Annotated in this window: 15 protein-coding genes and 1 pseudogene; 3 read left to right on the plus strand and 13 right to left on the minus strand. The window is 51.2% G+C overall.

The window, feature by feature from the left end:
- Nucleotides 1-32 precede the first annotated feature (32 nt).
- From U2F10_RS36520 to U2F10_RS36530, 3 genes are all read left to right on the plus strand, one after another.
- Nucleotides 33-1,343 carry an efflux RND transporter periplasmic adaptor subunit gene (locus U2F10_RS36520; protein WP_499874970.1) on the plus strand — a complete coding sequence of 437 codons (1,311 nt, stop codon included), beginning with the start codon at nucleotides 33-35 and terminating at the stop codon, nucleotides 1,341-1,343.
- Between the two features lie 129 nt (nucleotides 1,344-1,472).
- The gene (locus tag U2F10_RS36525; protein ID WP_499874971.1) at nucleotides 1,473-2,141 is read left to right on the plus strand and encodes a GUN4 domain-containing protein; all 669 of its coding nucleotides are present in this window, start codon (nucleotides 1,473-1,475) and stop codon (nucleotides 2,139-2,141) included.
- Between the two features lie 15 nt (nucleotides 2,142-2,156).
- Nucleotides 2,157-5,342 (plus strand): efflux RND transporter permease subunit, encoded by a 3,186-nt coding sequence (locus U2F10_RS36530; protein WP_499874972.1) that lies wholly within the window; start codon nucleotides 2,157-2,159, stop codon nucleotides 5,340-5,342.
- Between the two features lie 279 nt (nucleotides 5,343-5,621).
- Here the strand turns inward: U2F10_RS36530 and U2F10_RS36535 are convergent.
- The 13 genes and pseudogenes from U2F10_RS36535 to U2F10_RS36595 form a co-directional block, all read right to left on the minus strand.
- Nucleotides 5,622-7,277 (minus strand): annotated as a pseudogene (locus U2F10_RS36535) (IS1182 family transposase).
- A 120-nt stretch (nucleotides 7,278-7,397) separates the two neighbouring features.
- The gene (locus U2F10_RS36540) at nucleotides 7,398-7,949 is read right to left on the minus strand and encodes a transposase family protein (RefSeq protein WP_499874973.1); all 552 of its coding nucleotides are present in this window, start codon (nucleotides 7,947-7,949) and stop codon (nucleotides 7,398-7,400) included.
- Nucleotides 7,931-8,263 carry a transposase family protein gene (locus U2F10_RS36545; RefSeq protein ID WP_499874974.1) on the minus strand — a complete coding sequence of 111 codons (333 nt, stop codon included), beginning with the start codon at nucleotides 8,261-8,263 and terminating at the stop codon, nucleotides 7,931-7,933. The genes U2F10_RS36540 and U2F10_RS36545 overlap by 19 nt, the downstream gene beginning before the upstream one ends.
- A gap of 123 nt (nucleotides 8,264-8,386) precedes the next feature.
- Nucleotides 8,387-9,016 carry a DUF6753 family protein gene (locus U2F10_RS36550; protein WP_499874975.1) on the minus strand — a complete coding sequence of 210 codons (630 nt, stop codon included), beginning with the start codon at nucleotides 9,014-9,016 and terminating at the stop codon, nucleotides 8,387-8,389.
- Nucleotides 9,013-16,500 (minus strand): strawberry notch C-terminal domain-containing protein, encoded by a 7,488-nt coding sequence (locus U2F10_RS36555; RefSeq protein WP_499874976.1) that lies wholly within the window; start codon nucleotides 16,498-16,500, stop codon nucleotides 9,013-9,015. The genes U2F10_RS36550 and U2F10_RS36555 overlap by 4 nt, the downstream gene beginning before the upstream one ends.
- A 3-nt stretch (nucleotides 16,501-16,503) precedes the next feature.
- On the minus strand, nucleotides 16,504-16,827 hold the full coding sequence (locus U2F10_RS36560) for a hypothetical protein (protein WP_499874977.1): 324 nt from the start codon (nucleotides 16,825-16,827) through the stop codon (nucleotides 16,504-16,506).
- Nucleotides 16,828-16,853: 26 nt separating this feature from the next.
- Nucleotides 16,854-17,759: a hypothetical protein gene (locus tag U2F10_RS36565; protein WP_499874978.1), complete on the minus strand. Its 906-nt coding sequence runs from the start codon at nucleotides 17,757-17,759 to the stop codon at nucleotides 16,854-16,856.
- An 8-nt stretch (nucleotides 17,760-17,767) separates the two neighbouring features.
- The gene (locus U2F10_RS36570) at nucleotides 17,768-19,219 is read right to left on the minus strand and encodes a hypothetical protein (protein ID WP_499874979.1); all 1,452 of its coding nucleotides are present in this window, start codon (nucleotides 19,217-19,219) and stop codon (nucleotides 17,768-17,770) included.
- 24 nt (nucleotides 19,220-19,243) lie between these two features.
- The gene (locus tag U2F10_RS36575) at nucleotides 19,244-21,010 is read right to left on the minus strand and encodes a type IV secretory system conjugative DNA transfer family protein (protein ID WP_499874980.1); all 1,767 of its coding nucleotides are present in this window, start codon (nucleotides 21,008-21,010) and stop codon (nucleotides 19,244-19,246) included.
- Nucleotides 21,011-21,014: 4 nt separating this feature from the next.
- Nucleotides 21,015-21,590: a hypothetical protein gene (locus U2F10_RS36580; RefSeq protein ID WP_499874981.1), complete on the minus strand. Its 576-nt coding sequence runs from the start codon at nucleotides 21,588-21,590 to the stop codon at nucleotides 21,015-21,017.
- A gap of 7 nt (nucleotides 21,591-21,597) precedes the next feature.
- Nucleotides 21,598-22,017: a hypothetical protein gene (locus U2F10_RS36585; protein ID WP_499874982.1), complete on the minus strand. Its 420-nt coding sequence runs from the start codon at nucleotides 22,015-22,017 to the stop codon at nucleotides 21,598-21,600.
- A 106-nt stretch (nucleotides 22,018-22,123) separates the two neighbouring features.
- Complete coding sequence (locus U2F10_RS36590; RefSeq protein ID WP_499874983.1) at nucleotides 22,124-24,769, minus strand: glycoside hydrolase family 19 protein; 2,646 nt, start codon at nucleotides 24,767-24,769, stop codon at nucleotides 22,124-22,126.
- A 21-nt stretch (nucleotides 24,770-24,790) separates the two neighbouring features.
- Nucleotides 24,791-25,451: hypothetical protein (locus U2F10_RS36595; protein ID WP_499874984.1), on the minus strand; the 661-nt coding region annotated here is incomplete at its 5' end.

The raw sequence follows: 25,451 nt of genomic DNA on the forward strand, positions 1-25,451 counted from the left end.
CATTGTCTGCTGTTGTTTAAACCAACCGAACTATGGAATCAAATACTGCGATACCCCCAACAGAGAGCCCTGCTTTTAGTCAAGAGCCAATACACCAGCGAAAGTGGCTGTGGCTGCTAGCGGGGGTGCTTAGTCTCACGGGTGGATGGCTCATCTGGAGTCGGTTTCAGCAAAGTAAACCCCCGACAGCGATAGCGGCTCAAGCTACCGCTGTCGAGACTCAGACAGTACAGCCTGCAACAGTGAGAACAGCATCTGAATTTATCGGAGCGCTAGAGGCGCAAGAACGAGTAACCCTGCGTCCAGAAGTCTCAGGGAAAATTACTCAGGTCTTGGTGTCGGCGGGCGACCGCGTCACGGCGGGGACACCGATTTTACAGCTTAGCCCCGATCGTCCTAAAGCGGTAGTCAGTGGGGCGATGGCTGATATTGAAGTCGCCCGCGCCGCTCGTAATACTGCCCAAGCAGAAATCTTGGAAGCAGAAGCCCAACGCGACAGCGCCATTGCCGATCGCACTCTACAAGATACGGAATATGAGCGCACCCAGGCACTCGTCACCGCTGGAGCCCTGGCTCAGCAATCTCTCGATCAGGTAGCTCGCAATCGAGATGCCGCGATCGCCGTGCAAACTGCTGCTGAACGACGCATTCAAGCCGCCCGTGCCAACCTTGAGGAAACGACAGCTGTGCTGCAACGAGCCACTTCAAATGCTCAAGTGGCGAACGAAGATTTGTCTGACTATCAAATAGTTGCCCCGATTGATGGCGTGGTCGGTGACTTGCCCCTCAAAGTCGGTGACTTTGTCAGCACTGGTGAGCCTGTGACGACTCTGACAAATAATCAGGCCATGGAACTGCGCCTATCGATTCCAGTAGAGTACAGTCGCGAACTCCTGACCGGTCTGCCAGTAGAACTGCGCATACAGTCTGGTGGTCAGCCGCTGGTAATCGGCAGCATCAGCTTTGTCTCTGAGCGTGTTGATGATAGTGCTCAATCCCTGCTGGCGAAGGCCAGCTTTCCCAATCTGAATGGTCTTCTACGGGACGAGCAGTTTGTCCGCGCCAACGTGATTTGGTCAGAAAATCCTGGTGTTCTCGTACCGACCACATCCATTGCCCGCATTGGGGGCCAAAGTTTTGTTTTTGTTATGGCACCGTCTGAAGAAAACGGGGACGAATTTGTTGCTCTACAGCGCCCGGTACAGTTGGGTGAGATCGAAAACAACCGATATCAGATTATTAGTGGCCTAGATCCTGGCGAAACCATTATTACTGCCGGGATTTTACGACTGTCTGATGGGGCTTCGGTTATCTCCGATGAGGGCGATGGGGGCAGTGAATAGAAGAGGTTTTGTTCTTAGTTCTCTGCGACGCTTTCGTAGTTCTTGGCCTGCTAAAAAAATCAAAATTCAAAACTCGAAATTTAAAGTTCTTTTACCTGATTCACTTAATTCTCTAACGAGCTATTCTTCATGACGCCTTCTGCTTCTCCATCCCCTGAAACGACTCCTGTTTCTGCCATGTCTTCGAGTTCCGAACTGGTCGCCATTCAGCAAATAATGAGCGAACTTGCGGTTCTCCGAGAAGAAGTCGGCAAGCTATCGGCGTTGCCCCAGCAAATGCAACAGTTGGAACGTCGCCTGATAGTAGTGGGTGATCTTTATCGCTATGAAACGCTGCACCAGCAACTCACCAACCAGGAATGGTTTGCCGCCGATAAAGAAACGATCAAAATGATTACCGATATCGCTGGCGTTTCTGACTTGGAAGATTTAAGTCCCCTAAAACTGCGCAGTTTATCTTGTGGTGAGTTGGCCGTCATCGATCGCCTCTGGACAACCTACAGTAATGGCCACTTTGGCTTCAGCCCTCAGGTGCAAATCTATCAGCAGATTGGCGGCACGCTGGATACCACCATTGGCGAAAATACCAAGCTGATCGAGCGGTGGGGCGCGACTTTGGGGTGGCGCGATGGCGTGAGTGAACAAAATCCGGAGGGCAATCGCTGGCGCAAATGCGATGAACTAGATTTTTCTCTCACTGCCCCTAAAGGTTGCCATCCCTCCCGTTGGTGGAATTCACCCTATGGCTCTCGGATGACGAACTATTTTCTCAATCGACTGATGATGTGTGCGTTTTGAGGACTCTTTGTTCATATGTTTGTCGAAACCTTTATTCGCCGACCGGTTCTAACAATGGTGCTATCCATCATCATTTTTATGGTGGGGGCGATTGTCATTCCGACCCTGCCCGTAGAACAGTATCCCGACATCAGCCCAGTGCAGGTGGTTGTCAGTGCCAACTACATTGGGGCCAGCTCCGAAGTTGTGGAAGAAACGGTGACCACTGTTTTGGAACGGGAGATTAACGGTGTCAATGGCATGCGCTACATGAACTCTATTAGTAGCGACGACGGCACTAGTTCTATCACGGTTACCTTTCGCCAGGGGTACAACCTCGATATCGCGGCGGTGGATGTGCTGAATCGAGTATCGATTGTGACGCCACAGCTACCGCAAGAGTTGCAGCGTACTGGGGTAACCGTGCGAAAGCAGTCCAGTAGTGTGGTGGTCGGGATGACCATCTATAGCGAAGAGGAGGGGCTGTATGATGACAACTTCATCAGTAACTATGCCGATTTGTATGTGTTGGATGCCTTGCGGCGCATTGAGGGGGTGGCCCAGATAGAACCCTTTGGCGAACGCCGCTACGCCATGCGACTGTGGCTTGACCCGGCCCGGATGGCAGCACGGGGCATCACTACTGAGGATTTGGTCAGTGTCATTGAGGAGCAAAACCTACAGGTGGGGGCGGGTAGCATTGGTCAACCCCCAACAAATGAAGGGCTGAGTTATCAACTCACCTTGCGATCGCAAGGTCGATTGGCAGAGGCATCTGAGTTTGAGAATGTAGTCCTCAAAACCGAAGCTGATGGCACGCTGGTTTATTTGCGAGACGTGGGCCGGGCGGAACTCGGAGCTGAAAGCTACAATACCTTTGCTCGCTATCGACGGCAAGGGGCTATCGGCTATCGGATTTTGCAAACACCCGGAACCAATGCTTTAGACGCGGCAAACTCGGTGAAGGCCACATTGGCAGAGCTGTCTGAAAACTTCCCGCCAGGTTTGACTTACTCCGTACCGTATGACCCTTCTTTATTTGTTGTTGAGTCCCGAAAAGAAGTGGTCAATACGTTGGCACAAGCCATCGCCCTCGTCGTTCTTGTACTCTTTTTATTCTTGCAAAACTGGCGGGCCACGATTGTCCCAGCAGTGGTGATTCCAGTGGCGCTGATTGGCACCTTTGCCTTCATCAAGGCGTTCAATTTTTCCATCAATAGTTTGACTCTATTTGGCTTGATTTTGGCGACGGGTATGGTGGTAGATGACGCGATCGTGGTGGTCGAAGACATTGCTGGAAAGATCCAAGAAAAGGGCATGCGGCCCCACCTGGCAGCGATCGAAGCCATGCGGGAACTGACCGGTGCAGTGATTGCGACGTCTTTGGTGTTGTTGGCAGTGTTTATCCCTGTCGCCTTTTTCCCCGGAACAACGGGCCAACTCTATCGCCAATTTGCGCTGACCATTGCCTTTGCTATCACCATTTCTACTTTCAATGCCCTGAGTCTGACGCCTGCGCTCTCAGCGTTGCTGATTCGGGCGGGGCAACAGCCCGGTGGCTGGCTAGGTCGCTTTTTTGGCTGGGTTAATCGGGGCATTGACGCGATGCGGTGGACCTATCAAGCGAGCCTTGGTCGCCTTGTACATCTAAAGACAACGGTACTACTCTTGTTTGTCGCTGCCTTGGGAGCTGCTGTTTGGCTTTATAACTCAGTGCCCACGGCGTTTTTGCCAGAAGAAGATCAGGGTTTTGTGATTAGCCTTGTGCAGGGGCCAGAGGGCTCCTCAGTGGACTATACCAGCGACATTATTGATCAGGTTGACCAGACTTATCTAGAAATTCCGGAAGTTGAGGGTACGTTTTCGCTCGGTGGTTTTGGCTTTAGCGGCAATATTCCCAACAATGGAGTCATCTTTTCACCTTTAATTCCCTGGGGTGATCGCCCCCGCCCCGATCAATCTGCTCAAGCAGTATTGGGACAGGTTTGGCCCCAGTTCGGCCAGATTAAAGAAGCCAACGTAATCGCTTTCAACCCCCCTACAATTCAGGGGTTGGGTGCCATCAGTGGCTTTGTTTTCCAACTACAAGACCGGGGTGACAACGAGCTGCAGATCTTCTTGCAAGCTAAGGACGAACTGGTTGCCGCCGCGAATGCGGCCCCCGAAATGCAAAATGTTTTCACCACATATACGGCCAATGCGCCGCAGCTCGAAGTGGACATTGACCGCAGCTTAGCCAAAGCTATGCAGGTGAACATCGACGAGATTCTCAACACCCTGCAAAGTTTCTTAGGCTCGCGCTACGTGAATGATTTCAATGCCTTTGGCCGTACCTACCGAGTCTATATTCAGGCCGATGCGGCCTTTCGCTCTAATCCCAACGACATTGGCAATCTCTACGTACGGTCGGAAACAGGACAGATGATTCCACTAGACACACTGGTGTCAATATCACCGACTACTGGTCCCCAAACCATTAACCACTACAATCTGTACCGCTCGATCGAAATTAACGGTTCTCCAGCTCCAGGCTATAGTTCAGGCCAAGCGATCTCAGCCATGGAGCGAGTCGCCAACGAAGTGTTACCTAACAGTATGGGCTTTGAATGGTCAGGCATTTCCCTCGAAGAGTTGGAATCGGGTGGGCAGGCTCCGATTATTTTTGGCCTGGGTATTATCTTTGTCTTTCTTGTCCTGGCTGCCCAGTATGAAAACTTTGTTGATCCGGCGATTATTCTGCTTGCAGTACCGCTAGCTATGCTGGGAGCACTGTTGGCAGTTTCGTTACGGGGTTTACCGAATGATGTTTACTGTCAAGTTGGGCTCGTCATGCTGATTGGCTTGGCCAGTAAAAACGCGATTTTGATTGTGGAATTTGCCAACCAATTGCGTGACGAAGGACTATCAATCGCCAAAGCTGTTGTCGAGGCTGCGCAACAGAGATTGCGACCCATTATCATGACAGCTATTTCGACCCTATTGGGCATTTTTCCTTTGGTGATTGCCACAGGAGCTGGTTCTGCTAGTCGTCAATCTCTCGGCACTGCTGTATTCGGCGGTATGATTGTTTCCACTGTACTGAGTTTGTTTGTCGTGCCTGTGCTCTATATTGTCATCGTTGGCTTCTTCTGTCAGTTCAAAGATACCTGCCGTGACTTGTCTCCCCTCCCTGAATTGCCCACCGAAGCACCGTTGGAGAACATACTGTCTCATCGCAAATAGTCTGTAGTGAATTAACCTATGACTACTCTTACCGAAATGCTTCAGCAGGTGGCGGTGTTTGCTGAGTTACCGCCTGATCAGATTCAATGGCTAGTAGAGCAAGGGCAAGAGACCTGCGCTCAGTTCGCTGATTTTTGACATCAGATTGGAATAAATATTTGGAGAAGCAACCTGACAGTCTTGAAGTAGTTTGACCTGAATGCTGACATGCGTATAGGTTGCAGGGCAATGATTGAATTGAAGTGACCCCCTAATTGATACTGTTGGCGAATGTCAGCTCTAGCTATCAGGAGCCAGTGAAGCGAAGTGAGAGACACGAGTTTGGGCTTTGGGAATGCCTTGCCACCAATCCCACAAGCGTGAAATATTCATGGCTATAGCTGTGATGACATGCTGCAAGTGAGTTTTCTCCAAGCCAATATAACGAGAACGCCTTAGACCAAAGGAGCGGACACCTTGGGAGATTGTCCCTTCAACGCCAGCGCGGGTAGAATAGCGCTCTTTAAATTCCTCTGTTTTCTGATACTCTCTAGCCGCTTGTAGGGTGATATGCTGCTGTTGGGCTAGAAAATTGAGGCTTCGTCCATGAGCGGTTTTTGACCGAGTACAGTCAGCCCGAACAGGGCAATGGGTACAAAATCTTCGTGGGAAATGAACGTGAACAACCGACTGTCCATGACGATTGAGTTGTTCTGACCAACTGTTTGTTTGATGCCCTTAAGGATACTGAACCTGTTTCTGCTGCCAGTTTATGTTGAAATTGGGTAAATCAAAGCCCTTCCCTTCCTTGGCTTGCCAGCTTGTATCGGGCAAAACGGGGCCGACAATTTCAACACCATACGTCTCTTTCAAATTCAGCATGACGTCTGCACTCACATAGCCAGTATCGACATAATGAGTTTCTGGAAGTAGCTGCTTTTCAGCCAATTTGTCATGAACCCGTTCCGTCACCTCTACATCCATAGATGTGGCTGGAACCGTTTCAACATGGGTGATCAGATTGGGCCGCTCGTCATCACACGTTTCAGTCAAGTTAACGCAATACCCTACCCAGTGTGTTGTCCGTTTTGTCCGATTTCTAGCCTCAATATCATAGGGAGATTCAATCACTTGTTTGTTGGGTGGCTGGTCGCGGGGCGTGCGAAGTCTGACTTGATTGTCTGCTAGATAAAATTGCTGAATCCATACCTGACGCAGTGTCTCAACGGAAGACAGTTCCCTGAGTGACTGGATGCTCTCCTCCTCTCCTTCATAAATTTGGGCCAACAAATGATGCCCATCACACCCCACTTGCTGCATCCATTCCTCACGCTTTTTGTCCTTGGGTAGCTTGGATAGCTCAATCCGTATGCCGTATCGTTCATACCAATCTTGACTGATAACTGTTCGCACCCACTCTGGAGCGACCATTGACAGCTCATTGAGGGCATGTCGCAAGGTTTCTCCCACACATTCACAGCGATTCATATCACGGATTGCACCCAACACATGCGTTGAGTCCGTTCGCTGCTTGCCTCTGGCTTTGACTAACCCTTGACTCTGGCAACTTTCCAGCAATTTTCCTAGCAGTTGCTCACTCTTAGCGCCTGTGAGCAATCGACCTCGGAATTCGCTTAAAACTGAAAAGTCAAATCCACTATCGTCTAGCGGTAAACTGAGGAGATATTTCCAATCTATTCGACTTCTTACTGAGTCTGCTGCTTGGCGATCTGAAAGATTCTCGATGAATTGCATGAGCGTAATCAAGGCTAACCTCCAAGGGCTTTCGCCTGGACGACCTTGATGGGCGTACAACTCTGAGAAGTCTTCGTCTTTGTACAGCACACCCAATTCCTCTCGCAATTTGAGGTAGATATTCCCTTTCCTAAAAGCAGCATGGGCAACACGCGCCGTTTCTGCGGGGACAGGAGGAATTAGGGCAGGATGGAGGCACATGGTGCATACCTCTTGTGAGTAGACTCTACTATCCTCGCCTTAAAATCGACTTAAACCCCCTTATTGTAAGGCTTTTATTAGCTTTCTATGGATTCGCCAACAGTATCATTTTGGGGGTCACTACACTGTTTCCATCACATCATCTACAAATTCCTCAACCCGATTACGGAATTTTTGCACCAAAATCTGACACCGTTTGATCCCCCCAATATGATGTTCGACTTCCACTCGAAGACTCGATATACCTCGATTGATCACGTTCTCGACCTCCGTGAATTCTCCGTTTCGAGGCTTCTTCTTCGGTTGAACAATAATCACCCCCTCGGGGCGATACCCCTGAAATCCCGTGTCTTGAAGGAGCTTGCTCCCCTTTGGAAACTGGTAGCCTTCTTCATCGGCTATCTTCTTGTCGTTTTTCTTACCTTCGTAGGTCCCACTCAAGTAAACTACCTTGCCTTCGCGCTCATTAATGATGACGTTGGTGACACTATGGGGTTTCTTCTTGCCGCTATAGTCGTCTTTCTGTTTGTCCTTATCCTTGGGACGGTTAATCCGGCGTTCAGTCCCATCAATCATGAACTCTAAGCTTGGGCAATTTGACAACACGGTTTCCAGATTCACCGGTCGTCGTTCTGGCAACTGTTGCTCTTCGCCTAACGCCTCGTTAAGCACCCCTGTAAGCCGATGAATCCATTCATTCGCTGTCCTTGACTCATGCCAAACAAGTACCCGTGGACTTCCTGGGTCGGGTATATCCGGAAGTATACCAAGATGAAGAGTAACTTATCGTCTAGCTGTTTCAGATGGGCTTTGCGACCGGCTCCGTAGGCACGCTTGCGACCTTCTCGTTTGAACGTCTCTGACACAAAATGCTCCCAGGCTACACCAAAACTCGGCAGCAATGCCTCAGACTCAGATGGGTTGAACCCCGTTAAGTTACGAAGCGTACGAGGTTTGTTTTTCAGAGTTGCATACTGCATTCTCATCTGACCTAATCTGAGGGATGATACGAGCAGTCATTCTAGCAAATCGCCTTATTTCCGATTAAGTCTATTGCTTCAGTTTCGTTGCCATGAGAAGGATATATTTGAGATCACAACCCCCTATCCTTACCTCAACTCCTCATAACACTGTTGAATTACCCCTCGGTTATGCACCCCTAGCTCCCATGCCTGCTTGCCTTCCTCGGAACTCAACCACTGCAGCGCCGCCAATTCCGCCGACGATAGCACCTTAGCTTGCCCTCCCTGAGATATCCGATGCATCCCCAAGGCAAAGCCAAAGCCTACTCCACCAAACATCAGCAGTGCTGCTATGCCAAACATCGGTAAGCCTGCCCGCATCCAAAGTTGTTTATCATTTACCCGATCAATTTGCTTACAGTGCTGAGTGACCGCTTCTTCCACCACCTGACCCAGTTCCGTACCCAATTCCTTGGACAGGTCGAAATGCTTCTGAGCCAATATCCCTCGGAGCTGCTCTTTGAGATCTTGAGATATCGCCCCAAAGCTTTTAACCTCGTATTTTACCTGGTTCTGAAAAGCAGTTGGCACTTGGGCTAACTGACTCAGGTTTTGGAGATTGGCCGCATAGATGGAGCTAATCACTGCTGCAATGGGGTCTGTTACCCGTACCCCATACTCGGCCAGGATTTGAGTAACTGCCTGCTTCGCCTCAGTACCATATTGCTTGAGAACGGAATCAAGAGACTTAGGAGCGTGATTGGTAGCTATCGTCATCGACTTACCTCATGGGATGGTGGACTATGAGAACGTTGCGCCCGTAGCATTTCCTGTTGCGCCCGAGCACCCAGAGTTTCAAATCGTTGAGCGTCATTAGGCGTAATGATGACGTGACTGAGGGTCCCTTGCTCCACCTGGAGCAAGGGTTTACCGTCATGGCTAGTCACCGAAAAACTCAACCCATCGGGCGAACCGCGTAGATGATACTGATCGATATTAGTGGCGAGATGCCCATCTGCCTGGGGCTGTCCCCACTGGGTCAGAATGTGCTGCGTACGCTGAATAAAGCGCTCAGATAGAGCAAAGGCTCGATTGTCCGCTGCCATCGCGGCTGCATCCCGCTCGGTAAATGCTCGTTCTCCACGGCCCACCTGGGCGATCTGGGCCTGATGCTCCGGTCCCCGCTGCATTAATGAAGCCTTGCGATACCAGTCCCGTAGGTCATCCAGGGCCGGGGCACTGAGAAGATCCTGCTCTGGATTTTGGAAGGCCTCTGATTGGTGGCAAAGCTGCTCATTCCAGTCATTGAAATCACCCTCTGGATAAAGGGTGCCTGCCTCGGGTATCTGCTCCAGTACTTGCGCACTGAGATTCATGCCAGCCGCATCATTATTGAACGCCGTCAGCACGTCTCCACCTTGGTCAATGTGGTGCTGGAGCTGCTCGACAGGTAATGGACTGTTGCCATTGAGAGCCAGGTAGAGGGTGTCGTTACTGCGCTCCATGGCCGCTAACGATAACGCCTCAATAGGCGATTCGGTGATCACAATGCGCTGGGTGTCAGTACCTGAGTGAAACAAAAACCAGCCCTCTGCTTTAGAAGACCCCTTGGTAATATGTTTGTAGTCGCTGCTAGTGCCTCGAAGGGCATAACCAGTAATGGCTCCTGCTCGGAGAGTGTTGGAAGATTTTCCGGTAAGACTATCCTGGCGTAGTTGCTGCATCGTGAACACCGCATTGCTCCGATCATCAGCAAAGACACTGCCCTGCTGGAAAGCTTGATTGACGATATCCGCTGGAATCTGTCGGTCCTGGGTGAGGTAGGTATGGACCTGCCCCCAGTTGGTCGAAGCCGTTTTTGAAATGACTAGCGGCTCGACCGTCGGCTGCTGAGCCTTTTCCAGGATGGCCTGGGCTTCCTGGAAAGAGGGAACAGGCACCATGGATTCTCCGGTGAGCCATTCCACGGCTTGCTTAAAGTCCCAGTCCTCATTGACGTGGAGCACCAGATCAATGGCTCCACTGCCGCCTTTATGGGCATGCCAATCATTGAAAAGACCTTTGTTGGCAGAGATAGAAATGGCATGGCTCCCAAAATGCCATTTAGATTTATCTGAGGTGTAGCGTTCTAACCCGAGTGATAGCGCGACCTGTTCTAAATCCATGGCTCGTGCCTGGGTAATCAATGCCTCGTGGTCCTGCTGGGCCATCTCCCGTTGAGCGTTAGCGCTCAAGGGTTCTAGTGGTGAGATTTCTTGTGGTTCTGGATTAGGTGGTGAGATCTCATTGTGTTGAATGGGGTCTGTCGGTTCAGGATTTCCCCAACTGGGATCGGCTCCCGCTGCATCCAGAGAATAGTCTCCAATGCTGGTCGGTCCATCCAATAGAGACGGCTGAATCTCTTCAGGTTCAGGAGACTTCGGTGTGAGTTCTTCTGGAGAAGAGTCTGATATTGCCTCTTCTTTAGGAGGCTTTGATATTATCTCTTCGGGTTCAAATATTGGCTCTTCTTCACGAGTGATTGTCGCTTGAGCCAACTGTGTCCGTGCGGCTTCGCCAAAGCCCTGGGCACGGATATTCATCGCAAACATCTTGGCAAAGGTGCGGTCACCCCCTTCATAGACTCGATGCTCCCCACCTCGAAACGCATCCTGGGTAGCTGTCTGATCAAGCTGAAGAATGCCATCGGGCAAGATATTAAACACCATTTCCCCATCATGAACAAGGTCCTCATTCACATCGATGTAATGGGTGAGATAAAGCTGATAGTGGTCATCGGCTAGTTTGTGGGCTTCGACAACGAGCGGTATGTAGGGCTCATTGAGAATCTTGAGATGAAAGTCGTCCCCTTCGACGACCTTTTCCGCTAGGTCTGCCTCATAGAGAAATTTAGAGACAAACTTCTCTGCCATTCTCGATTGGTATTTGCTATGGGCAACTCGTTGGATCGGTTGGGTGTTGTCTGAATTCTGAGATTCTTCAACGGTAGTTTCTAAAGCAGGTTCAGGTGCAGAAGTCTTCTCAACTAGTAACCCTTTGTCCACTGACACCTCCGCTTCAGACTCAGAAGGTGTAACCTCATCTGCCTTAGCAAACAGTGCCTCTAAAGACTCGATGTCTTGCGGTGTTGGAGCATCCACATAGGGCACCACATTACCTTCAATAAACTCATCTTCGACTTCTAATACCTGACCATCGGGTGCTGCTTCTAGCTCTGGAATCTTCACCCCCATTTGGTCTCGGGCCTCGGGTAAATACCGTGGGTCTACACAAGCAATAGGGTTAATCGTGATGATGGTGTTCAGAGTACGCTCTGCATTTTCAGGCGGCACCAATGTCCGCATGGTGTCCCCACGGGAGACAAAGTCTTTGCCAATGCGGTCGATCAATAACGCATTGAGATAATATGCCCCTCCGGTCTCCTTGGCCCTGGGCGCTTCTAAAATTAACCCCTCTCCACTGCCATGGAGTCGGATGGATAAATTTCCATCTAAGGTTTTTAGCCCACCCCGTCCCTCAGTGACTTCCGTTAAAAACCGATGGACCTGCTGGGCCGTTTCAAGCACCACCGGCTCATTGCGTAGCTTGTCGGCAATATCAAAGGACTTGGGTAGCAGTAGGCCCTGACGGATGCGGCTCTTGTGATCCGTAAAGTTGAGCAGCTTCCCTTCCGGATAGCGATCGCACGCCTTCACCAAATTTCCGGTCAACACCTGTCGCTGCTGCCGGACATCCTGCTGCTGCAAATCGAATAGTTCATAAATCGACTTTCCGGTCCACAACTCCTGCTCGACCGGCTCCATGGTTAGCGCTTCCTTGACAGTTTTGCCTTTGCGCTGGGTGCTATTGAGAGCCGATAGGGGAATCGCCATGGATTTGACATCGCCATTGCTTAGGGCCACCCGCAGATGCCAGGAGCTAGGAACTGAGGGTGCGCTTCCGCGATTGCAATAGTCCACCCCTGTCACCACTCCATAAAACGTATCTGCCGTCGTCTGATTTTGCTGCCGTGTAATACGAACCGAGGTGCCCACCGGAAAATCCTTTAACTGTTTAGTGACAAACGACAGCTGCGCATCCAGCTTTTGATTCAGCTTGTTGATCTTTTCCTGGGCTGGGGCTTCAGCTCCTTCAGGCAGTGATGCCAACTGCTGTCGCTTGAGCACTTCTAAGCTGGCCAGTTTTCCATTTTTGTAGTGTTGGGTACTGGTTGTGACCGATTGAATCATCGTCTCCGCCCGCTCATTGCCCTGGTGTTTGAGACGGTCCCAGTGGGCCTCGGTGATCTGCTGACTGAGCGGCTGTTCTAAAAACTCTCGTACCTGGTTGGCTACCTGCACCTGGGTCAATGACTTACTCAAGGATTTCGCGTCAATTACCTCCAGATAAACCGGCCCACTAAATTCGGTTTGAAGCTTGGTGTCAGTGGGTATCACTTCCATGCGGGCAATGGTGCGGGCATCCAAATCTAGCTGATCCGCCTGGAGCAGACTTTCTCCCATGGCTTCCTTTTGAGCTACCAGGTCGGCATAGCCCGTCTCAATCAGCTGATAAGTGCATTCTTGTTCAACTACGGGCAACAGCGGTAAGCGTCCCGTCACCTTGGACACTAGGTCTAAATCATTGTCATTGGCTCTACCTAGGGGATCATCCAGTTTCTCATTAAGTTCGGGCATTTCTTCGAGCAGCTGGGTAATCACCGTCTCGCCATACTCATTGAAAAAGTCCACCACTCCCTGGATGGAGGTGGCCGTCTCCCGGTCGGCGGTGACATTGGCATTGAGGGTGGCCATCTTACGGCTGAGGATGGCGGCGGGTCGTTTCTCGGCGGGTAAATCGGTGGTGAGTAGTTTGTAATTGGGTAGCTCTACCTGACCAGTACGATGGATTCTGCCCAGGGTTTGCATAAAGGTGTTAATGTCGCGGCTGGCCTGGGCCACAATCATTACCCGTGGTCGCTGGTCGGCAAAGGTTTCTGAGGCATGGAGAGAAATGCCGGTGGAGCCAGAACGGTTGATAATAATCACATCCGCCTGACCGCTGTTAAAGTCATTGACTGCTGCGATTTTGCCATTGGTGGAAATCTCTTTGGCCGAGCGAGTCTTGTAGACAGCTGAGCCATCAGCGTCATAGTCAAGAACTGATTTTCGTCCCGTTACTTCGGTGGTGGTGTAGCCTGCTTGTTCTAAGCGACCCCGGATGTAGTCAATGGGGCTAATGGGAATCTGGGAGAGATCGCTATCATCAATAATGTCTCGGGCTTCCATGTAAGCGGCCATACCATCGATGCCCAGTTCCTCATCGGTCATGGGGCGGCGGTCTCTGCGTCCAGCATGGTCACTGATGGAGATATCACGGGAGCGCTCCAGATAGCGGGCCAACAGATCTGAAAAGGTAATATTGACCCGGTCTCCGGGTTTAGCATCATGGGTCTCCGCCCAGGCATCGATAAAGGCTCCCATAGTATTGTCTAAGGCGATCACCGGCTTGCGTCCGGCTTCTAGTTCTTGAATGGTGGTCTGAACTGTCGCCTCTGCCTTTTGAGCCAACAACCCCTGCTCAATGCAGTTGTGCATCAGGCTGGTAAAGTTAGTGGATTTTACGCCCACCTGGCCGATGGCATTGTCCAGGGCCATGCGTTTGGCTTCTTTTCTCAGTTCCTTGCTGAGGCGTTTCACTTCCTTGTGCTTAGCCCGATCAAACGCATTAATAGCCCGCATCGCCGCCGAAAACTGATCCGCAGTTTCTTTATCGGCAGGAACGGTGAGCGTGTCAAAGGACACCCCTTCAAAGGAACGTTCCCGGCGCATCATCTGACCGGACTTAACGTACTTGGCCGCAATCACCTGTTGGAGCGGTACGCCACCTACCCGCAGAGTGACTTCTAATGACCGATGTTTGCCCACCGCGTAGCGCAGATCGGTACTGCGGGCATAGAGGTCCATGACATCAGGCCGTTTGGAATAGGTGGCACTGCTGTAGACCACGCCGCCGCCACTGGCCAGCGTCGTATCAATCAACTCGCGCATAAATTCGGCCCGGTTGGGTGGTGCTCCATTAATCTGCCAGCCGGTCTGGGGAGACCCGCCCGCTTCGTGGCTTTCATCGCAGATAAAGATGGCTCCCCGTTCAGCCAGCGATCTTAAAAAGTGTCGCCGTAGGGGTTCTTTTTGAGCCACTGTTTGAATCTGGCTGTAGGTGGTAAACACCGCATCATAGGAGCCCAGACTGCCTAGCCCCATCAGCCGGTTCATTTCTTGTTCCTGCTGGTTATGACTGCCAGTGCGCAGCATCGCCCCCTTACCCAGGTCAATCTTGGCATTACTGTCGGTCACAAAGGGCGCAAAATCTCTTACGCCGATGGTTTCTAGGTCTCGTAGAATGTCTTTGTACAGCGCATTCTTTTGGGTAAAAAACACCACCGGTTTTCCCTGGCGTGTGCTGTAGGCCATCAGGGCTGCACACTGACAACCCTTGCCAATGCCTGTTTGGTCACCAATGACAAAGCCATTACCTTGGTTGAGATTACTAATGGCCAGCCCAATGGTGTCAATCTGTTCCGCGTAGAGCCGCTGGTGCAGTTCACCCATGGAGCTGTAGCCCAGGCTGGTGCGGACAAATTCATCGATGTTGCCATGCTGTTGCTCAAAGCGAGTGAGAGCCACCTGGGCTGAATTCGCCATATTGCGCGGAATCAGGGTATCCATGGGACGACCTTGACTGCGCGGTTGATAGGGCACTTGGGTGGTGTCTTTGGGGGTGGAAACAGGTTGAGCCATGGCGGTTGCTAGGGTTTCACTGTATCGAGCCAGGTGTGGAGGGTAGTGCTGTTGTGCAGATCCAGCCCGTTGGAATAGAGGGAGCTGTCTGGGGTTAGGGGCGGTATGGTCAGGTCGGCTGTATTCAGAACTATTCTGACGATCTCGTTGCCCTGGACTAGTGTCTGTGCCCAGTCCTGACACCACTGAATCTTGCCGTCTTCGTCCTCCAGACTGTCCGGCAGGTTCGGTGGCATCTGGGTGGGGGCGGTCTGGGAGAGAAACTGACTCAGGATTTGGTGAATGTCCGTCAGACGATAGCCTTCTGTCGTCATCGCTTCCCACATCAGCCAGCTCAGACGTTCCTCCATCAGTGTCCGATAGATGCGGTCCGTCAGGTGGGTGTACTCCTGGGGGACCTTCACCGTGAGAATCTCTGGACTCTTCTGGGGCCTCCAAAGGTAGGGATAGGTGGGATAGGGGAACATCGGGTAATCTCTCCTTAAGCTGGTCAAAGGTGTTGAGAATGGGCGGGACATCTACGGCGGGCAAGGCTCGAACAAAGGGATCATCCCGCGATGACCGTCGCCCCTGAATCACAATCAGATCAATATCGGCACCGGCTCCCTGTTTGGCATAAAGGTCACCATCCAGGGTGAGATGATTGGTGACGGTGTAGTGGCGATAGAGATTAAACAAGAAGCCACGGGTTTCACGCTCGTTGTATTGGTTGGCGCGATACTCATCGGTGATCTGTTGAGTACGACGGTGGGGCGCAGCAATGATTAAGACCGCTCGACCGTTATCCTTGAGCGCATCAAGGGCCTTAAAGGCAATGGCATGGTCTAGCTGAGCACTCCAGGTATCACCAATGGCAAACCGTTTGCTGTGACCCGTTGTCGGATCTCGGGCACGACCAAAGGGCGGGTTGGTAATCACCACATTAGCAATGCTTTGACCAGGACTATAGTCACAGGCATCATGTTGAGTCAGCTGTGTGTATCCCTGGTGTTGAAGTTCTGTCAATCGGTCACTGTTTAGTTCGTTGCCGATGACCAGGGCTGGATTCGCCGAAATGAGTAAGGCTCCATTGCCTGCAGTGGGTTCATAGACAGTGGTGTTGGCATCAATGCCTGCCAGGGTGGCAGCAAAATAGGCAATGGGAATGGGTGTGCTGTAGGCTTGCTGGGCCATGGAGGTGGAGGTGCGCACGGCCAAACGAGGCTGATGGCTGAGTAAATCAGTCAGTCGGTCAAAGGCCTGGTGGGTAGTGATGGGTGGTGCAAGGGAATCACTGCCTGAGATTAAAATCCGAGCACTGCGGACGATAGCTTTTTCAATGGCTTCATCCACTTGTTTGTGGTCGGAGGAGAGCGGATCCAGGGACTGGTCCAACTGATCATTGGCAAACTGTCGGGCCTGCACGATGGTGGAAAACCCGTTTCCAGTCAGAAAATGGGCCTGAAACTGCTGAATGAGTGTCTGTTGGTCCGCTAAATCCATGGATTAGGCCGGTAATTGGTCTAGTTCGCCGGAGCGTAGATAGAAGACGGTTGCTTTAACAAGATTGGTAATGGTAAGAGGCACCTGGTCTTCAGTGGGTTGCCATTGCTGAAGTTGTTGCACCATCCATTGATTCCAGGTAGGACAACAAAAGACGGTTTGCATATCGACAGGCCAGGGTTGCATCCAGTCTGGCACCGTATCGTGTTCGCTTAGTTCATAGGCTTGAGCCTGGAGGAGAGCTTGAATGTTGATGAGTTCTTTTCCCAAGCGGGTAAAGTCATCGGCGGTTTGGGCAGTGAGTAAATTCATAGGTACAGTAGACATGGAGGACACCGGAGCAAAGAACCCATCTATGGTGGCTCACGCCGTGCAATTTGTGGTGGTTTTTCCGGTAAACGACCATCTAGGTCATACCAGTGATGGGCAGGTTCGGATTGGGCTAGAAGGGCTTCTGTTCTATTAGAAAAGGAAGGGATTGTTAGGCTGATTTCTGGTTGAACCGTCATCACCTGCTCTCCCGAGAGATAGTTGATCACGTAAAGCTCATCCTCTTGGGCACGGATAATGAGACCACCTGGATAATCCATGCCATTAACAGTGATGGATTCATTGTTAGGCACGGTAAGAATGAGTTCTGTATGGGCTTGGTCATCCAGCATTACCTGATGATTTCTGGCCTGAACGGTAAGAGACTCTGTTGTTTCCCACAGCCGTTCACCGGACATGATGTTGTAGGCCTTTAAGGTAGCTGTACTGCTGATATGGGCTTGGGGAGTAACGTCACGCAGTATTGTGAGATCTGTAGACGAATCAGGTGTTTCTGGAGTCTCTACGTCAGAGTTCTCAATAGTGGGTGACGCTGGCAGTAGTGAGACCTCTTCCGAAGTCACATCAGGACTATCTGTCGGGATGTGTGGTTCCGAGAGAGCGAACTCAGTCGGTTCTTGCCCTACTGGAGCTGGTGGCTCAGGTGGTGAAAGACTTTCAGATGTCCTTGCCACTGGTACTCGTTCAGGACGATAGGTGACAAATTGCGGGGTAATTGGTTGGGGTATGGGTGCAACGGCTGGTGGCGGTACAACAGTCGGGAGATTATGGGGAATGGGTTTGTTTATCTGAACGGGTTGAGTCGCCCGCACCAGCGGGTAATGCGATGTTAATGGTTGGGCATCAGGTTCTGTGGGTTGATTCCCCAGAATGACAGGCGGTGTCAAAATGCCTGCGGCGAGGGTGTAGAAAATAAGGGTTTTGACCATGATGGAATTTACCGTTCGAGATCTGGACTGCGGGATGGTTGTTGGATAGTTTGTTGTTGCTGTGTAGTCTGCTGCCATGCCCGGTCAAAGGTGACCTTTTCCTGGGATGTCATCTGGGACGAAATCTCACCTTGAGCCGTGGACGAAGCAACTACCCGATTTTCAGCTTTGTTGTAAATCACCAATGAGCGATCCTCATGGCGAATGATGCCTTGGGACTGGGTTTCTAGCTGATTGGTATGGGCCAGGTCCAGCTGATGATGGGCAAAGGAAATGGCTTTACTCCCTTCTGGGGCCAGGTCTTCGAGATAGCGTAGCTGGGTATTGCCGGTAGGGTCGGCCATCACCTGATCTAACCCCACTGACTGGGTGCGGGTATGGACCCGAGCAAACTGTTGGCGTTGTTCGTCGCTGAGATTGTCTTGGAGGATGTGGTACTGGTTGCCGTGCTTTTCAAAGCTAAAGAGCGTTTGATTGTCCTTATCGCGTACCTCGTAGCGATTGTCATTTTGAAGAATGTCAAAGTCTTCTCCGGCATAGCGCTTAGGTGGTTTCGGTTGGACCGGTTCACCGTAGGATTCTATGAGTTCGTCCGCGATCTCAGCGGTGGGCTCCACAGAGGGGGCTTTTATCCACGGATCATCGACTTGACTCGGTGGTTCTTCAGAGGGCATGACCTCAGCAGGTGCTGTTTCTATCTGAGGTGCTTCAATTGTTTCAATCTGCCCTTGGGTGTCTACCAGATTGGCAAAGAACGCCGCCATCGTCTGAGAATTGTTGCTGTCTCCAGGTGCTGGAGTAGTGTCAACAGCAGGTACTGGTTCCGATTCTTCAATGGGGGCAGTCAGTTCAGCCGTGGCAATAGATATAGCCTCAGGTGGAGTGACCGTGGGTGTAATGTCATCAACAACCGGTTCTGCGGTGGGTGTAGTTACAACTGGTGAGGTTGGAACAGCTTGATCAATCTCTAAATCAGGTCCGTCGATGACGGTAAACAAGTCATCGATCGCACCATTGGTGGCTGTCGCTGCCGCTTCGGGAGTGTAGTCACCATAATCCGCTGCTAAATCGGCCAGTGCCGCTGCTTTTTCTTGCACTACTGTACGGTCTCGCTGAAATTCAAAGACAGTCCAATCGAGATTTTTATCAACCGCTGAATAAATGCCATCGGGTGTCACTGAAAAGCGATATTGTTCTGTTTCAAAGGCAAGACTACCGTCACCCTGGAGTTCACCACAGCGTTCAGTTGTAACCGCGATAATATCAGCGGCCTGCTGTTGAGATCTTGTGAGTTCTAACTCGGTGGGCGGTCGGGTTCTGTTTTGGAACCACTGTAGACCCCGGTCCAATGCCTGTCGTGTGAGACGAGCGGCTGTTGCCAGCATCTGACCCGTAATCGCGCCATTGGTGCGGACAGCTTCGCGTTCTTCGGCATCCAGTTGTGTGTATCCCGTTTGCATTGGACAATCTCCTATTGATGAGGCTTAAATGCGTCTGGATATGGTTTGGGGTGAGTTGGTGAGGGCATTGCCTGTTGGCATGGTGGTGTCGTTGCTGCGGATGATGGGTAACTTGGCCTGAAACTCTCGTTCTCGAATGGTGACGGCGTCTGGATCTTGAGGCGTATTGCCGATACCTCTGGCGATCAGGCTATCCCTGAGCTTTTCCCAGCACTGGATGCTCAAGGTTTGAGCTTTAATCTCACGGGGAGCTACCTTGATTTTGAGCTTCTGGGGGACAGAGCCTTCTTTGCGGCTGCCATAGGCAGGGTTGATGTAAATGCAGTGACCTTGAGGTAGCCGGTTAAACTGTTCGGGGGCAAAGAGACGACGGGTACGTTCTTGATCCGCACGAGTGATGCTGCTTTTGCCACTACCGGTATTGCGGGACTTCGACTTGTAGCGAATCTCTTCATCCCCCAGCATCCGACTAAACATGTCAGCGGATTCAGCACTTTGGGGATTGAACATAAACTTTGAAGCGGTACCGCCAAAGATAGCCTGGGCTAGCTCTTTTCCATAGGCTTTTTCCAACTGCGTCTGGTTTTGGTAACCGATGAGAGTACAGAGGCCATCCTCGCGGTTCTCATTGAGCCACTGCACTAGATTGGGCAGATATAGCGTGGGTAACTCATCCAGAACAACTACCAGCGGATCTGTACGAGGCTGGGTAACATTGCGCGTGATCACCATATGAAGAACAGTGGCCACCAGAGGCCCCACCACATCGCGCTTATTACGGTCCATACCAAAGATCAGCAGTCGCTTCCCAGTCATGTCTAAGGGCAGGGTGGATTCACCACAAAAAGCCGGTAACATGCCTGCTTTCATAAACCGGGTAAAGACCAGCGCTGCTGTGGAGACAATGGAGGCGACCGTCTTTTCAGATTTCGCGGTACTTAATAGCTGACCAAAGGCCACACCGACCCAGGGATTCACTGAATTGATGCCCTTAAGCCGATTAATCAAGTCCGGATCGCTGAGGATGGTATAGGCTGTCATCACATCAGGATGGGGTAAGGCTTTGGCTAGTAGGAGAGTAGCTTCCACCAGCTGATCGCCTGAATTAGAGAAAAACGGATCGTCGGTTTGAGCAGCCGAGAGTTTGAAATTGCGATTGAGCACTTCTGCAATTTGACGGGCGGTGGCCGCATCGGTGGCATCTTGGATAAAGTCCAATGGATTACACACCTGAGATTCAGGAAATCCGGGGGCAAAGATATTGACCTCATAGCCTGCGGCTTCGGCCAGGGCAGCTACCCGCTGGGTTTGGGCTGGATATTTGAAATCATAGAGACATAGGGGAAACCCCTGGGCAATGGCAGACCGTATCACCGGGTCAATCACACTAAAGGTTTTACCGGTACCCGGTCCACCAATCACCGACATACCGCGCTGTGCATCCGGGATATAAATTGTTTTATGATCTCCCGAGATTTTATAGTAGGTTGGTTTCTCCTCACGGTGAACAGTATTAATTTTGGGACCGTTCACCCATAGGGTGACCTTATTTTTCTCACGCCCATTAATTTGTTGTTTGGCTCGTTTTTTTGCTCGATTGCGGTCACCGCCTTTGGCCCAACGACTTGTGGCCAGTCGTGATTTACGACCACTTCCTTGATTTCCCAGGATGACCAGTGCCAGAATGCCGACCGCACAGGCTCCCAGGATGCCTAGTTGCTGGGGCGATAGTGAGGACAGGTAGTTTGCTGATGGTGAGGCTGGCTGTGTGGAACCAAGGGAGTAGGCCATGGGATTACTCAGGAGAGGGGGTCAGTGCTGAATTGGCCATGGAGATAACGTCGGCATTGGGAGCCATTTCAATGGCAAAGAGATAACGAATGCCATCACGCTCAAAAATGACTTCGGTATTGCCTGGATTAGCATAGGAATACCAGGGCAGTACCGTTCCTTCGGAGTTATCAGAAAGCGTGACGGTTTCAATGGGATCGGGCGAGATGTGAGGGGCTTCCGCTAGTACTTCAGTGCGTTCAGTAATCAGCTCATCGAGAGAATCTGGCTTAAAGTGAGAGACGGTGGAACCGATGCGATGACCTTGGACACGGGCATAGTTACAAAAGCCTGCATCGGCGCAGTTTTCAGTAAATCCATAGGCCACATAGTAGCCATCGGGACCGGTGTGGATAATTTCTGGATAGAGAGGGCTCTCAATGGCCAGCACCGTCTCATCAGGTATCAGAACCGGGATTTGCGTTTCTGCTTGAATTGCCTCAGCAGTGACTTCGTTAGACTGAGCCAAGAGGGATGAACCCGTGAAGAGTACAACTGCACAGGCTGCCAGGATAAGTAGTGGTTTCGTGGGTAATCTCATGGTGTGCCTATCGGTTATCAATCATGGAGTTTGCGATCGCAATCAAATCCTCAGGTGCAACCCAACCCCCAACGTAGTAATTAACCTCTTCGATCAAGAATGAGAGTTCGGGTGGTTCCTCATCGGTTTCACCTGCCGGAAGAAAGTAGCCGACGACTTGATTATTGAGAGCAATTTGCTGGACCGCCTCTGATGACAGAGTGTCGATACGTTTGCTGCCTTCACCGGCTGCGATCGCAACGGTTTGAAATTCATTAATGTCAATGGAAATAAGGTAGTGAGAGGCACTGGAACTGGTCTCGACTCTAGTAAATTCAAAGGGGATTTCAGCCGGTAGTAGTGGCGCGGCCCAATCGGATAACACCTGTTGATAGGCATTTTCTAATCCTGGTGGTGTTTCAAAGGCATGAACGGGTGACAACTGCATGATGACAATTGCGGCTGAGATTAGGAGGAATGACAGAAATTTTATGGGTCTTATGGGTTTCATGATTTCTCATTGAGATTATGTTGTTATGCCAAAGCGTTGCGTTCTAAGAAGAGGGTGAGGACGGTATCTCCTCAGTCTCCGTGACCCCTAATGGAACGACCTCGATTGAGCCGATAGCTCCTGTGGATAGATCGATTGTGTTAATCGTGCCGGAACCACCTGTAGTCTGAACCTGCAGGAATCCCCATGGATCAACAAATTGACCGTCGATTTTGACTTTGTAATCGAGATGGGCTCCTCGGGATAAGGTATCTTCTTCACCAACGGCACCAATTTGGGTGCCAGAACCTACAGGGACGTTACAATCACCCAGTCCACATCCTGTTGCCGTTTGGACGGAGCTTAATGATAAGTGATTATAGCGCTGTTCAATCTGACGACCGAGGGAATCGGTGGTCATGACAACAACCTGAACGCTGGGTTCCCCAGTCGTACGGGCATTGCCAATTTGTTTGACAGATACGAGGGTGCCCTGGGAGACCGAACTGACTGCGCCACCGGCACCGCCATTGGCCCGATAATCGAGGTCAATGCCTCCATGCCAGCCGTTTCTGTAGGCGCGATAGGCCTCAAAGCGTTGAAAGTCAGCGAGCTGGTAGGTATTTAACAACTCTTCGAGAGATGTGCCTCCAAGGGGGGATGAAACACTTCCGTTGCCTGGAGCACAGTTGGAAGCGACCGTACCATCCGCTTGTTGAACATCATTTGAATCGGTATCTTTGATGTACTCATAAATGTGTCGACCATAGCCACCAATAGTCGAGCGAAGATCGCCGTCATTGATGATGCTTCGCGCGCCATTCCAGTCAAAATTGTCGCCATAACCATAATCGTCCAGGCTGCGGGAGGTAAAAATACCATCGCGCATACCGATAACTGTGGCCGGTGCCGCCACGGCTGGATCTAACATCTGATCTGGATTCTGGTAGGTATTGGTGCCCAGAACCTGGTCGATCTTTTGGTAGTTAGCCGCCCAGGTAATTTGTACATAGCCGCGACCATAGTAACGATGACCGGTGGCACTATGGATAGCGCCATAGTCTCCTGGACCTGTACGTCGTTGCCAGCCGGATTCAAATTCTTCAATCGGGCCACGGAATAAGGCTTCATGGCCAGTCGTCGCCAGGATATAAGCAATGTGGGCCGGATCGGTGACCCCGTGCTCTAGGGCTGCACCAATGAGTAGGGGGGCATGTTCTCTCACCCCCGCTTCATCCCAGCCTTGGCCAACAAGTTGACCATTGCGGTCATATAGCGGCACCGTGAGTAGGGCGTCAGCAGCCCGGTCAACGATATCTCCTGTGACACCGCCTGCACCAGAGAAACAGGGATTTCGGCTATAGCGATTGCCATTACTTCCATAGCGAGAATTGCCGTAGTTAAAATCATCGCCGGATAACTTAATATCAGGGGGTGTTACCGGAAAGATTGCTTTCTCTTTGATTCTGCCAATGGGAATCCCTTTGGGGGTGGGAAAGACATAGGGTGTGCAGGTTTTTACAAAAAAGATTGTCTTACAGGTACGAAATGAAATCGATACCTGGACAGACCCATCGGCCTCATCAAGATCGTTAAACAGGACGCGAAAGCCTTTACCAAAGGGATGATTGCCTGCCGGACCTTTACAACCAAAAGGAATACAAAGAATGCCATAGCCATCAGGGACCTGCTGATCGCTGGTCATCCAGGCAAAGCCGCTAAGCCCCGAAGAGGGTGGAGCACCGACTTCATCAAGTTCTACATGGATACAGCCGCCCCCTTCGCAGGGCTCACCATTAAATTTGTCGCCTTCGGTCACGCCACCGGAAACCACCTGTAGCCGGTCATGCTCGGGTTCACCTAAGGGCACATCAAACCTCCCCATGCGGATAATCTCATTGAGAACCGGTGGTTTTGGAAAGGCACTGAGGGTGAGTTTATCCGTGAGGCCAAGGGCTTCCAAATCACCGGCAAAGGCATTTTCGAGGGAATCTAGATCTTGGATTGGGGTGGCATTGAGTCCGGGAATATCGAGGACAGTCCACTGGTTGAGCTGGTCACCTAAGTCTTTTAGCTGGATATCAGCGAGAGCAGGGGTACTGCCACTGAGGAGTTCTTGGACAGAAACGGCTTTATCACCGCGTAGACTCAACATGGAGCTAATCTGTGAGTCAGCGTCTGGCAACCGTGCTTGATAGCTCTCTAGAACAGCTATAACAACCGAATTCCGACGAACCGTGTCTCCTGCGAATTCAGGAATGGCTTCAGTTAGCTCTCCCAGTGAGAGATTACCGATAGCTTCTCCATAGGCCGATAGCGGAATATCCGCTAGAGACACGCCTGTCTGTTGAGCAATATCGCCAAGACTCCATTCACCCACTCCAAAGGCCGTATCCAGCAAACTCATGTTGAGATAGTCCTGGCTAGCGACCCGATTGCCAGTCAGCATATGGGAAAGATTGATATTGGGTGCGATTTCACTCAGCTGCACCTGAGCGGTTTCATCAGAGAGATCGATGGGGGCAAAATCATCGATAGCCATTTGGGAGAGATCAAAGACTTCACCCTCAAGGACAGAGCCATCATGTTGTTCAACTTGATAGAGTGCTGTGGGAGTGTAGTTCTGGGCCATGGCACTGGGCGACATCAGGAGACACCCCAGTGCAAACCAAATGAGACTTAGCAGTGTAACGAGACAAGAGCGAATCATAGGACGAGTCCTGATTGCAGATTAGTGAGCGCCCATGGCCGCTAGACGGTCAATCAAGGCACGGGAGACATCGGATTGTGAGATGGCATCATTGAGGGAGAGATTGCCGGACGATGCGAGGGCGAGAAAATTTTGGAGTTTGGGCCATTCCGGGCTTTGGGTATCAATGAGTTGTTGCTGTTGCGCTTGCTGTAGACCCCGGCGAATTTCAGCTAGCCGCGTTTGAACCTGTCGGCGGACAATTCCCGGTGGCTCATAGGGCCTATCTGGAACGATCTGAATGGCGGCGTAAGGTGCGGTGGCCTGGGGAATGACATCGAGGACAAAGGAATAGAGCACCTGTTGGTTTTGAGCATCGGTGGCGACAATGGTCATCAGGGTGCTATGCCCAGTGTTTGGACCAGGAAACTGGTTTCCGGCATTGGCTGGAAAGTCGATAGCATTGGCCAGCTGTCGGATGCGGATGACAGAGGCAGACCCACAGTCACCTTGATTGGTTTGACCACAAAGCGGTGTGTCCGTGTTGAAGACCAGGTGAGAGGGATCGTCGAGCCACACTGATTGGATGCGATGACCTGAAGCGATAAATGACAGGGTGATGCTGTGACCTCTTGGTATAGAGAGGGTGGTTAAGGCGGCTCCATTACGGCCTTGGATTTGAGAGATGGGTAGTTCGAGTACC

This window comes from Leptothoe sp. EHU-05/26/07-4, from assembly GCF_043421015.1.
Taxonomy (GTDB): domain Bacteria; phylum Cyanobacteriota; class Cyanobacteriia; order Phormidesmidales; family Phormidesmidaceae; genus Leptothoe; species Leptothoe turfae.

Coding starts and splice junctions, on each gene's coding strand:
- U2F10_RS36520 (WP_499874970.1), top strand. CDS start 33: ATGGAATCAAATACTGCGATACCCCCAACAGAGAGCCCTGCTTTTAGT.
- U2F10_RS36525 (WP_499874971.1), top strand. CDS start 1,473: ATGACGCCTTCTGCTTCTCCATCCCCTGAAACGACTCCTGTTTCTGCC.
- U2F10_RS36530 (WP_499874972.1), top strand. CDS start 2,157: ATGTTTGTCGAAACCTTTATTCGCCGACCGGTTCTAACAATGGTGCTA.
- U2F10_RS36545 (WP_499874974.1), bottom strand. CDS start 8,263: ATGAGAATGCAGTATGCAACTCTGAAAAACAAACCTCGTACGCTTCGT.
- U2F10_RS36550 (WP_499874975.1), bottom strand. CDS start 9,016: ATGACGATAGCTACCAATCACGCTCCTAAGTCTCTTGATTCCGTTCTC.
- U2F10_RS36555 (WP_499874976.1), bottom strand. CDS start 16,500: ATGGATTTAGCGGACCAACAGACACTCATTCAGCAGTTTCAGGCCCAT.
- U2F10_RS36560 (WP_499874977.1), bottom strand. CDS start 16,827: ATGTCTACTGTACCTATGAATTTACTCACTGCCCAAACCGCCGATGAC.
- U2F10_RS36565 (WP_499874978.1), bottom strand. CDS start 17,759: ATGGTCAAAACCCTTATTTTCTACACCCTCGCCGCAGGCATTTTGACA.
- U2F10_RS36570 (WP_499874979.1), bottom strand. CDS start 19,219: ATGCAAACGGGATACACACAACTGGATGCCGAAGAACGCGAAGCTGTC.
- U2F10_RS36575 (WP_499874980.1), bottom strand. CDS start 21,010: ATGGCCTACTCCCTTGGTTCCACACAGCCAGCCTCACCATCAGCAAAC.
- U2F10_RS36580 (WP_499874981.1), bottom strand. CDS start 21,590: ATGAGATTACCCACGAAACCACTACTTATCCTGGCAGCCTGTGCAGTT.
- U2F10_RS36585 (WP_499874982.1), bottom strand. CDS start 22,017: ATGCAGTTGTCACCCGTTCATGCCTTTGAAACACCACCAGGATTAGAA.
- U2F10_RS36590 (WP_499874983.1), bottom strand. CDS start 24,769: ATGATTCGCTCTTGTCTCGTTACACTGCTAAGTCTCATTTGGTTTGCA.